The organism is bacterium (genome assembly GCA_030652805.1).
Lineage (GTDB): Bacteria > JAHJDO01 > JAHJDO01 > JAHJDO01 > JAHJDO01 > JAHJDO01.
Window position 1 is genome coordinate 83,707 of sequence record JAUSPT010000032.1, and the last position, 10,991, is coordinate 94,697.

The 10,991-nt window shown below is 37.9% G+C and carries 11 protein-coding genes and 2 tRNA genes; 2 read left to right on the forward strand and 11 right to left on the reverse strand.

Features of this window, described 5'->3' with window-relative positions; genetic code table 11:
• Position 1: 1 nt before the first annotated feature.
• The 6 genes from Q7J67_02955 to rpmE all read right to left on the reverse strand — a co-directional run bounded on the left by Q7J67_02955 (position 2) and on the right by rpmE (position 6,850).
• Positions 2 to 1,726: an ATPase, T2SS/T4P/T4SS family gene (locus Q7J67_02955; protein ID MDO9464239.1), complete on the reverse strand. Its 1,725-nt coding sequence runs from the start codon at positions 1,724 to 1,726 to the stop codon at positions 2 to 4.
• A complete protein-coding gene (locus Q7J67_02960; protein MDO9464240.1) occupies positions 1,719 to 2,783 on the reverse strand; it encodes a type IV pilus twitching motility protein PilT in 1,065 nt (354 codons plus the stop codon). Before Q7J67_02960 ends, Q7J67_02955 begins: the two co-directional genes overlap by 8 nt.
• 1 nt (position 2,784) lies before the next feature.
• Positions 2,785 to 4,506 (reverse strand): type II secretion system ATPase GspE, encoded by a 1,722-nt coding sequence (gene gspE, locus Q7J67_02965; GenBank protein MDO9464241.1) that lies wholly within the window; start codon positions 4,504 to 4,506, stop codon positions 2,785 to 2,787.
• A gap of 57 nt (positions 4,507 to 4,563) precedes the next feature.
• Complete coding sequence (prmC, locus tag Q7J67_02970) at positions 4,564 to 5,433, reverse strand: peptide chain release factor N(5)-glutamine methyltransferase (protein MDO9464242.1); 870 nt, start codon at positions 5,431 to 5,433, stop codon at positions 4,564 to 4,566.
• Positions 5,430 to 6,488 carry a peptide chain release factor 1 gene (gene prfA, locus Q7J67_02975; protein ID MDO9464243.1) on the reverse strand — a complete coding sequence of 353 codons (1,059 nt, stop codon included), beginning with the start codon at positions 6,486 to 6,488 and terminating at the stop codon, positions 5,430 to 5,432. The genes prmC and prfA overlap by 4 nt, the downstream gene beginning before the upstream one ends.
• Before the next feature lie 164 nt (positions 6,489 to 6,652).
• Positions 6,653 to 6,850: a 50S ribosomal protein L31 gene (rpmE, locus tag Q7J67_02980; GenBank protein ID MDO9464244.1), complete on the reverse strand. Its 198-nt coding sequence runs from the start codon at positions 6,848 to 6,850 to the stop codon at positions 6,653 to 6,655.
• A gap of 127 nt (positions 6,851 to 6,977) precedes the next feature.
• Between rpmE and Q7J67_02985 the strand changes: the two genes are divergently transcribed.
• Both Q7J67_02985 and Q7J67_02990 read left to right on the forward strand, forming a co-directional pair.
• A tRNA-Cys gene (locus Q7J67_02985) sits at positions 6,978 to 7,049 on the forward strand.
• 12 nt (positions 7,050 to 7,061) lie between these two features.
• Positions 7,062 to 7,146: transfer RNA gene (locus Q7J67_02990), tRNA-Leu, on the forward strand.
• On the opposite strand, the gene Q7J67_02995 is transcribed toward Q7J67_02990, so the two are convergent.
• The 5 genes from Q7J67_02995 to Q7J67_03015 form a co-directional block, all read right to left on the reverse strand.
• A complete protein-coding gene (locus Q7J67_02995; GenBank protein ID MDO9464245.1) occupies positions 7,128 to 7,973 on the reverse strand; it encodes a thymidylate synthase in 846 nt (281 codons plus the stop codon). The two genes, Q7J67_02990 and Q7J67_02995, sit on opposite strands and share 19 nt — an antisense overlap.
• Before the next feature lie 18 nt (positions 7,974 to 7,991).
• Entirely contained in the window at positions 7,992 to 8,480 is a 489-nt protein-coding gene (locus tag Q7J67_03000) for a bifunctional nuclease family protein (protein ID MDO9464246.1), read from the reverse strand.
• The gene (locus tag Q7J67_03005) at positions 8,477 to 9,298 is read right to left on the reverse strand and encodes a biotin/lipoate A/B protein ligase family protein (GenBank protein ID MDO9464247.1); all 822 of its coding nucleotides are present in this window, start codon (positions 9,296 to 9,298) and stop codon (positions 8,477 to 8,479) included. Before Q7J67_03005 ends, Q7J67_03000 begins: the two co-directional genes overlap by 4 nt.
• Positions 9,298 to 10,245 (reverse strand): sugar kinase, encoded by a 948-nt coding sequence (locus Q7J67_03010; protein ID MDO9464248.1) that lies wholly within the window; start codon positions 10,243 to 10,245, stop codon positions 9,298 to 9,300. Before Q7J67_03010 ends, Q7J67_03005 begins: the two co-directional genes overlap by 1 nt.
• A 133-nt stretch (positions 10,246 to 10,378) precedes the next feature.
• Entirely contained in the window at positions 10,379 to 10,987 is a 609-nt protein-coding gene (locus Q7J67_03015) for a 5-formyltetrahydrofolate cyclo-ligase (GenBank protein ID MDO9464249.1), read from the reverse strand.
• Positions 10,988 to 10,991 lie beyond the last annotated feature (4 nt).

Here is a 10,991-nt window from a genome sequence, read left to right on the forward strand (position 1 = left end):
ACTATATCTCCACTCCCTGTGTCTCTCTTGCTACTTCCTCAATAGTAGTGATGCCCATCCATATCTTCCTCAATCCATCTTCTCTTAACATTGACATCCCTTTTTCGTGAGACTTTTTTCTAAGGTCACCAGCAGTTGCCTTATCAACAATAAGAGTTCTTATTTCATCATTAACAACAAGTATCTCAAAAATACCTATTCGCCCCTTATATCCAATACCATTACATATTTCGCATCCTTTGCCCCTATAAAACTTCTTGCCTTTCACGTCCTCAGACTTAAGTCCAATTAAGGATAATTCTTTCACATCTGGAGAATACTCTTCTTTGCAGCTAGAACATATTTTCCTAACAAGTCTTTGCGCAACAATAGCCTCCAGCGTTGATGTTATAAGAAAAGGCTCAATATCCATATCAATAAGCCTGACAATTGTACTAGCTGCATCATTAGTATGCAACGTGCTCAGCACTAAATGCCCTGTAAGTGAAGCCTGAATAGACATTTCTGCAGTCTCCAGATCGCGGATCTCTCCTACTAAAATCTTATCAGGATCCTGTCTCAATATACTTCTGAGACACTTGGAAAAAGTTAAACCTATATGGGCCCTTATTTGCACTTGTATAATACCTGCCAAATCATACTCAACAGGGTCTTCTGTGGTAATTATCTTGTCTTCCGGAGAATTAATTTCTCCTAAAGCAGAATAAAGAGTCGTAGTCTTGCCACATCCTGTTGGACCTGTGACTAGAATAATGCCATTAGGCTTTTTAATTAAACTTCTTAATATCCTTAAATCTTCCTCTAAAAGCCCTACCTGCTCCAGAGAGAGCATAACGGCTCCTCTATCCAATATCCGTATCACAACACTTTCTCCATGAGTTATTGGTAAAGTTGATATACGAAGGTCTACTTCTCTTCCACCCATATTAAGCTGGATCCTTCCATCCTGGGGCAATCTTCTCTCTGCAATGTCCATTCCTGCCATGACCTTAATCCTTGAAGTTACTGCTAAAGCCAAATGCCTAGGCGGCGGAATCATTTCGTAAAGCATCCCATCCACACGATATCTGATCTTAAATTGGTCTTCAAATGGCTCAAAATGCAGATCACTAGCCTTATCCTTTATTGCCTGAATAAGCACTAAATTAAGCAATTTAACTACAGGAATCTGATGCGCAAGTTCCTGAAGAGTTGCTACATCATGAACATCTTCATCCTCATCCTCAATGCTCCCCTTGATTTCTATGGCTCCTGTTTCCATCTCTTTTAACACGTCCTGAACAGTCTCTGTTTTTTCTCCATAATATTTAACAATAGCTTCTTCAATATCCTTCTCATTGCTTATCATACCCCTTACTTCACATTCCAACATGAACCGCAAATCGTCTAAGACGTTAATATTTAAAGGATCTGACATAGCTATATATAGAATATTCTCTTCCATTTTTACAGGAATAATCTTATATACTTTTGCGATTGGAGCTGAAACTTTTTCCAAAACTTCTGGAAGAATATTCATTTCAGGTAGATTTGCAGCAGGCATTCCGGTCTGTGCCCCTAATGTAGACAAGATGTCTGCTTCTGTCACAAAACCAAGATCTACCAAAATTCTGCCAAGCAAGCCGCTGGATTTTTGTTGCTCATTCAGAGCAAGTTCTAACTGCTCAGGTGTTATTAGCCCCTTCTCAAGTAATAACTGTCCAATAGGCTTCTTTTTGCTAGGCATTTCCCGTCTCTCCAGCCTTCACTTCAGCATCTGCTACACTATAACAACGTGTAATATACTCTTCATAGCTTATTATTTTACTGTTGTAAAGCATTGTTAGAGAATCATCCATTGTTTTCATGCCAAGCTTTTTCCCTGTTTGAATGGATGAAATTATTCTATAGCTCTTCTTTTCCCTTATTAAATTCTTTATAGCTGAAGTAGCAACCATTATCTCATAAGATGCTATTCTTCCCCCTGTGGTCCTAGGAATCAACTGCTGGGAAATTACTGCCACAAGAGACTCTGATAATTGTGTTCTTATTTGTTCCTGCTGCGCAGTAGGAAAAGCATCTACTATTCTGTCAACTGTGGCTGCAGCGCCTGTTGTATGCAAGGTTGCAAATACCAAATGCCCGGTTTCCGCGGCTGAAATAGCTGCCTCCATTGTAGCCAGATCTCTCATCTCTCCCACCATTATAACATCCGGATCCTGTCTTAGGGCTCTGGTAAGAGCTTCAGAGAACGAAGGAACATCCACCCCCAATTCTCTTTGAGACATAACACCGTTGTGATGAGTGTGGTAATACTCTATAGGGTCTTCAACTGTTATTATATGAGTATCTCTGTTTCTCGCTATATAATCAATCATTGTGGCAAGTGTCGTTGTCTTACCACAGCCAGTTGGACCAGTTATCAGAACTAAACCACGCGGTCTGTACATAAGCTGTTTAACTTGCTCCGATAATCCCAGCTCATCAAATGTCAGAAGCTTCATAGGTATAAGCCTCATTGCAATTGAAGTATTTCCTCTTTCTTTATAAATAGCTACACGGAATCTTGCTATATCTCCAAAAGAAAAACCAAAATCTGTTCCTCCCATCTCTTGTAATTTTTGCTGATGATGTTCTGAGGTAATACTTTTCATTAACTTCTCTGTGTTCTCGTTTGTCAACTCCTCAAAGTCAAGAACATCCAGTCTTCCATCTATACGCAAAACAGGAGGCTTCCCTACTACTAAGTGTATGTCAGAAGCATTCCTGTCTACAACGATTTTCAGCAGTTCATTCATCTCCATTTTATACTGCTCCTTCCAATTCTACATCTTTTTGAGTTACTCGTTCCACCTCAGAAAGCGTAGTCATTCCAATTACAACTTTCTCCAATCCGTCTTGCCTTAGAGTCTTCATACCAAATTCACACGCCTTTTCTCTAATTTGTGCACTTGAAGCCCTCTTAAGAATCAACGCACGAATTTCACTATTAAGCACAAATAATTCAAAAATACCTATCCTCCCTTTATAACCTGTACGAGAGCACTTTGGACACCCTTTACCTTTATAGAACGGTGTTTTACCCATATCTTTTTTCTTAAACGCCCTTTCTAATTGTAAAACTTCATCTTCCCTTGGAATGTATGTTTCTTTGCATTCTGGGCAGATTGTTCTGACCAATCTCTGTGCAAGAACTGCCTGAATCGATGAAGCCACCAAGAAAGGCTTTATTCCCATATCAATAAGCCGTGTTACTGCGCTGGGAGCATCATTAGTGTGAAGCGTAGAGAACACCAGGTGTCCTGTTAAAGCAGATCTTATAGCAATTTCCGCTGTTTCATTATCGCGAATCTCTCCAATCATTATAATATCCGGAGCCTGTCTCAATATAGACCTTAAAACATTAGCAAATGTCAATCCAATTTCGCTTTTTACATTAACCTGATTGATCCCTGTTAATTGGTATTCAACAGGGTCTTCAACTGTTATCAATTTTCTGTCCGGCTGATTTATCTTATTGAGAGCCGCATAAAGAGTTGTTGTTTTACCACTACCTGTTGGGCCTGTGACAAGAATAATACCATTAGGCGATGCAATCAGAGATTCAAATCTTTTCATATCCTCCTTTAAAAACCCAAGTTCAGCCATGCCCAGTAATAAACTGGTTTTATCGAGGATTCTTAATACGACACTTTCCCCATGTATTGCAGGCAGGGCTGATACACGCAAGTCAATATCTTTCCCCAATAAAGATAATCCTATTTTACCATCCTGAGGAAGTCTCTTTTCTGCAATGTTCATACCGGACATAATCTTGATACGGGAGATCACGGATTTCTCCAGTCTCTTAGGAGGAGCAGGTACTTCATGCAACACTCCATCCACACGATATCTTACTCTAAATCTATCCTCTAAAGGCTCAATATGTATATCGCTTGCTCCGGCACGAAGCGCTTCCAATATTAATAACCCGACTAATTTTATAACTGGCGCTTCATCAGATATCCCTTCTTCTTCCTCGGCAGCTTCACCACTAACAAAATCTATGTCCTGTTCACTCAACTCTTGAAGCATGCTGTCAATTGTTTCTTCCCTGACACCATAATATCTTTCCAGGGAACTTTCAATCTGTTCTTCTGTAGCCAACAATCCTTCAACTTCGCAATTCAGCACTATTCTTAGATTATCCAATGCAAGAAGATTCAGTGGACTAGCCATAGCAATTGTTAAAGTATTATTTTCAAACTTCAAAGGTACAATTTTATGTTTTTTTGCAACTGATGAAGGAACTTTATCTATCACTTCCTGTGCAACATTATATTCAGATATATTTATCGTCTTCAGACCGAATTGCGAAGCTAATGCCTTACAGAGCCCTTCACTATCTATATATCCAAGCTTTATTAGTATATTTCCAAGTCTTTCACCTGTCTGCCGCTGCTCTGCTAAAGCAGTTTCCAGCTTCTTTTCTGAGATCAAACCTATGTCCTGAAGTATTTCTCCCAGAAATTTTCTTCTATCTTCCACCACTTTGCCTGCCTCCAAAATTAGTCGTATAAATTCTACCTAAAGAAACACATAATGTCAAGAATGGCGTGTGCAGATAATTACTCTCTCAATACCTCCGTAGTCTCTGACAATTTCAGGGGCAAAAAATGTGCCTCTTGAGGAAATAAGTTTTTTAATTCCTTCAACCTGTCCATATCCTATTTCCATAATAAGAAACCCATTTGGTTTTAAAAATTCCTCTGCACCTTTAACTAGTTCAGGATAAAAATCAATACCATCAGTTCCACCATCAAGAGCGATTCTAGGTTCGTATTGCTTTATATCAATAGGTAATTTCTCAAAATCCGCTGAAGAAACATAAGGAGGATTTGATACAATAAAATCAATCTTTTCGGCAAGGTTGAGACCATTAAAACTCTTGAACAAGTCTCCACAAAGAAATCTTATTGACTTTTCTACTTTGTTTTTTTCTGCATTTTTTTTGGAGATATTCAATGCATCTTCCGAGATATCAGAAGCATATATCCTGATATTCTGACTTTTGGCAAGAGCAACTGCTATATTTCCACAACCTGTTCCCATATCAATTGCTAACCATTCTCTATTTGGTTGTCCCGAAAGCATTCGGGATAATGTAGCTTCAACTAATGCTTCAGTCTCAGGCCTGGGAATTAATACTTTTTCGTTTACTTCAAAATCAATGGACATAAACTCTTTATATCCTGTTAAATACGCAATCGGTATGTGTTTTGACCTTTCTAGAACAAGTTTTCTAAAAATGTCTAAGGTGTGTTGGGTAAGAATGCTATCCCAATTAAGATATAAAAATATTCTTTCTTTTTTTAAGAGATATGATAGCAAAACCTCTGCATCCAAACGAGGAGAGGGAATATTATGTTTTGCGAGATAATCTGTTGTGCATTGAACTAATTCTTTAATCTTCAATCCCGCTTAAAACCCACTGATAATTCAGCTTCTATTAATTCGTCCATATCACCTTGAAGAAAAGTCTGAAGCTTATGAGAAGTAAAATTTATGCGATGATTTGTGATTCGCGCTTGGGGAAAATTATACGTGCGAATCTTTTCGCTTCTGTCTCCTGTACCAACTTGTTTTTTTCTATCCTGAGAAATCTGCTTTTGCTGATCTTCCCTAACTTTATGGAGCAGGCGTGCTCTTAATACTCTCATTGCCTTAACTTTGTTTTTATGCTGTGATCTTTCATCCTGACATTCAACAACTAGATTCGTTGGTATATGGGTTATTCTAACTGCTGAGTCTGTTGTATTAACATGCTGCCCTCCAGCTCCTGATGCCCTAAATGTATCAACTTTTAATTCTTGCGGATTTATTTTAATTTCAACATCTTCAGGTTCAGGAAGCACTGCCACAGTAACTGTAGATGTGTGAATGCGGCCGCTGGTCTCAGTAACCGGAACCCTTTGAACACGGTGTGTTCCACTTTCAAATCTCAATCTTCTGTAAACATTCTTTCCTTTTACCGCAAAAACCACCTCTCTAAAACCTCCCGATTCTCTTGAATGCGATGACAAAATTTCTATCTTCCATCCCTTCTTTTCAGCATACTTACCATACATACGAAATAGGTCTTCAGCAAAAAGGCTGGCTTCATCTCCACCAGCCCCACCCCGTATTTCCATAATAATATCTTTGTTCCAATCGCGCGCCTCCGGATCCAGTAATACCCGTAGATTATCCTCTATCTTCTCTTTTTTAGCTTCCAAATCCGCTATTTCTAACTCAACTAGTTCTAGAAAATCCTTGTCTTCAGCGGGGTTTGAGAGAATCTCTTTGTGCTTCGATATATCATTCAAAATTTCCCTGTATTTTTCATATTCCTTTATTGTGTCCTTCATATCGGTGTATTCCTTGGCGTACTTCTGATATTGGCCTCTATTAGATATAACTTGAGCGTCACTCATTAACTCAGTAAGTTCATCACCCCTTTTTTTTATACTATCTAATTTGTCTAATAACATAATACTCCGTTGAAAGAAAATCCGAAATCCTAAATCCGAAACTCGAAACAAATCCTAAATTTAAATTTTCGAAATCCAAAACATTGTTTTTGAGCATTTGTATTTTTGTTATTTGATATTGTTTCGTATTTCGTGCTTCGTGCTTCGAATTTGCCCTTTTTTATTTAGAGATTATATTTTTTCTTAAACTTTTCAACTCTTCCAGCACTGTCAATAAACTTTTGTTTACCTGTGTAAAAGGGATGACACTTTGAACAAATTTCTACTCTGATATTTTTTTTTGTAGAACGTGTATGGATAACTTCTCCACAGGCGCATGTAATGGTAGTCTCATAATATTCTGGATGAATACCTTTTTTCATAATGGTTTTTTCCTTATTCTGTTTTAACTGGAGATAATGATAACATACACTTTATATCGCTTCAATTACTTATTGACTGAAACTGCTAAAATAGCTATCATAATTGGTAATTTAAAAGCCATAGTGTGGCGGCATAGCCAAGTGGTAAGGCGAAGGTCTGCAAAACCTTTATCCAGCGGTTCGAATCCGCTTGCCGCCTCTGAGTATTACTGCCGGAGTGGCGAAATTGGCAGACGCAAGGGACTTAAAATCCCTCGAACTTTTAGTTCATGCCGGTTCAAGTCCGGCCTCCGGCACTCTGTTCCTTGTCACGTTCATCCTTAAGTCTTCTTTTGCCCTCTTCAAAGAACGGTTCGCAGAATTCACTTGTCCATGTTCTCTCCTGAAAACTGCGGTTCTTTACAGTATTTAGAAAATCCTGAAATTGCTCAAAATATGAACCATAAATATGAAAGCTGTCTGTTATGTCAGCATATCTGCCAACAATAACTTGTTCATGAATTTTCTTACTTATACGCGCAGCTACTAATTTCTGTAGGTCAGTCAAGGCAAATATATTCATAAATGCTGCCTTAAAACCGTCTCTTGAACGCCAATGTGTATTCATATTCAATAACAATCTCTTATGCTCATTTCTTGAAAGTCTAAACCAGCATCTTTGAAGACATGGCGGATCATATGTAGGTGGGTCAATTTTAGGATTCCATGTTATTGCCTGAGCTCTACGGCTATAGGGAGTCTGTGCGAGCTTATTTACAATATAATCTATCTGATTAATCTCTGTACCTTCAACCTCATATCCAAAAAGTCGCTCATGATATGTGTATGTCCATTTTCCTTGTTCAGGACTAATCCAGTGATCATGAATACCTTCTACGACTTCCTGTCGGTAGATCTCTAACTCTTCAAGTCCTGCTGGAAAAGCGCGATGAATTCGCGGCTCAGCAAATGGATCATCCACAACCATTATCATTGTACAATCTCTGCTAGGAGGATCCTCTTTTTTATCATACTCTGTTTTTATTGCTAAACCTTTATTCCAGGTCTCAAGCACTGCTTTTTCCCACGCCTCTGCTAAAGTTCTACCTTTAACAGATATAATAGGTATATTTCCTGTATCCATTGTATCCACTTTTATTTGTCACATCCTGTATTTACTAAAATCTTCTGCATTAAGATCCTTTAAAAGGCTTTTAAAATCTTCTGTTTTTCCTTCAACTCCTGTAACATTCACAGTTGTAGCTTGCTCAATTACTTTTTCATCAACAAGAATAGGAACATCAGCACGTAATGCCAGAGCTATTGCATCACTTGGACGTGAATCAATAAGAAAGGTTCTCCTTCCCAATTTAATCTTTATCTTTGCAAAAAAGGTATTTTTATTAAAACTGTCTATGTTCACTTCCAATATTTTCGCTTTGCACACTTCAATCACAGATCTTATAAGATCATGAGTTAATGGCCTTGCCGAACTCGCTCCAACTAATTTCATTGCAATAGCACTTGCCTCAGATATTCCTATCCATATAGGAAGAGTTCTTTTTTTATCACTATTTTTCAAGATTATAATAGGCATATTATTTGTGGGATCAATTGCCACCCCTGCGACAAACATCTCTATCATGCTCATTCTACTAAATTCCTTTTTCTGCTTACATTCCAATCTGGGCTATCATACTGTAAATTATCTAGCTTTTCAACAAGAGTTATCTCTGTCTTCGTCAAACCCTCTTCCCTAACCTCAGTTTTAAACAGCTCTTCAAACCCAAGACATATTGCGCGTTTTAATTTGCCGAGATCAATAGAATAACCTAACTCCTGTTTTAGAGAGGTTACATTATTTACAAAATCTTTATGAAACTTTCCGAATGGCAAGTTAGTTTTAAAAATACTGTGCATTTTCCCTATATCAAAATCAATCAGAATAGAACCGTGTTGAATAAGCCTATCTTTAACCCTTCTTTGTGCGCTGCCTACTATTTTCCTTTTCCGAACTACAATATCATAATTCGATGATTCAACAAAACATACTGGCGACTCTCTTTCTCGCAATTTTACTTCTCTTTTTCTGTTTCCTGCATTAATTCCTAATGACTTCAAACCAATAATAATAGCTCCACATATGACTTTATATGATTCGCAAATATCTATGGGGATAATCCCCCCAGTGTTGGCAGTAAATGAATAGGTTAATTCCATATCGTGCAGTATTGCTCCTCCTCCAGTAGGCCTGCGTACATAGTTCATGCCCAAGCTCTTACAATTTTCCAGATCAATTTCCTTATGTAAATCCTGAAAATATCCAATTGAGACAGCAGGAGGAGTCCATGTATACAGACGTAATGTATATTCAAAACCTGTTTCGGCATGACGAGAAAAGATAGCTTCATCTATTGCCATATTTCTTGAGGCAGTGTCGCCTTCTGAATCAATAAGCCTGAATACCATTAGAAAGGGCCTTGTTTATGATCTTCTATAAACTTAATCGTCTCATCAAAGCTTCTGATACCTGCTTTAGCCCCCATAGCTTCTACACAGCATGCTCCAACAGCACAGGCAAACTCAGCCGTCTTTTTCATATCCCAACCATTCAGAACACCCATTAGGAATCCTGCTACAAATGCATCGCCTGCGCCAGTAGCATCTACTGCGTCAATATTAAAAACCGGAAATTTCACAACTTCACCTTTAGAAGACTTAACAAAACAGCCTTCACTGCCCATTTTTAAGCCAACAATTTTCATCCCATATTTAAGAAAGTAATCCGCTATCTCTTCTGCTGACTCTAAACCTGTTATCATTCTTGCTTCCTCAATACTAGGCAGGAATATATCTATATACTTCAGAGATGGCTCAATGGTTTTACGCCATTTTCCCTTAGCATCCCATGCAGTATCCAAGGATGTTGTAATGCCCATGCTTCTCGCTTTGTTTAAAACATGCGCTGTTTGAATTCCGTCAAAGGTTGGCATAAGGAAACTTCCCGCAATATGAAGAATTTTACACCCTTTAATTATATTCCAGTCAATATCACTCTCCCTAAATGTTCCGTCTGCGCCATAGCAATGTATAAATCTTCTTTCCCCATCATCCTCAACCAATGCCAATGAACACGATGTATTTACATTATTGTCCCTTTTTATGCCATGAATATTTAATCCGCATTGAGACATCTCTTTTATGAGATAATCTCCAAAACCATCATTCCCAACCTTTCCAATCAGTGCTGTATCAACACCAAGCTTTCTCAGAGCTGCTCCTGTGTTACTTGCACATCCCCCTGTATGAAGTTCAATCTTCTCAACAATGCCAAGCTTTCCTCTCCCAGGAATATCATTAACAGGTTTCGCAACAACATCAGCAACAAGAATACCAAGACATACTACCCTCGCCATAACATAATCCTCCTTAAATTTCCCAAATAAAATCCGAAATTTCAAATCCGAAACTCGAAACAAATTCTAAATTCAAATTTTCTAAATTCAAAACATTGTTTTGAACATTTGTATTTTGGTCATTTGATATTGTTTAGTATTTCGTGCTTCGTGCTTCGAATTTAATAGATTTCAGGACTCTTTTTTCTGTTACAATTATATGCACAGGGATATCTTTCTTCTCATGTGGAACATCTCTAATAACCTGAAAATCAAATGCAAGACCAATTAATACAGCCTTTCCTGAAACTGATTTTAAAAAATGGTCGTAATACCCTCCACCACAGCCTATCCGATTTCCATTCCTATCAAAACAAACACCTGGAACAACAATTAAGTCAAGACTGCTTGTGTTTATAGGTCTATAACTTTCCTTTTTAGGAGACAAAATCCCGTATTTACCATTTACAAGATCCCTATCAAAATTTTTCAAAAGAGATGCATGCATTTCACGATTTCCATTTTCTATATAAGGCACACTCACTATTTTACCCATTTTCATTGATTCTAAAACCATATCCTTTGTTTGAACCTCATCTCCTTTTCCAACATAAAACATAACCGTTTTAGATTTTCCAAAAACATCCAGTTCGAAAAGCCGCTTCTTAATCTGTCCACTTTTAGTTGCTATTTCATCATAAGATGTCCTTTGGCGTTTCTCTATCATCTTCTGGCGTAATATATGTTTTGATGTATTGTTCATACCT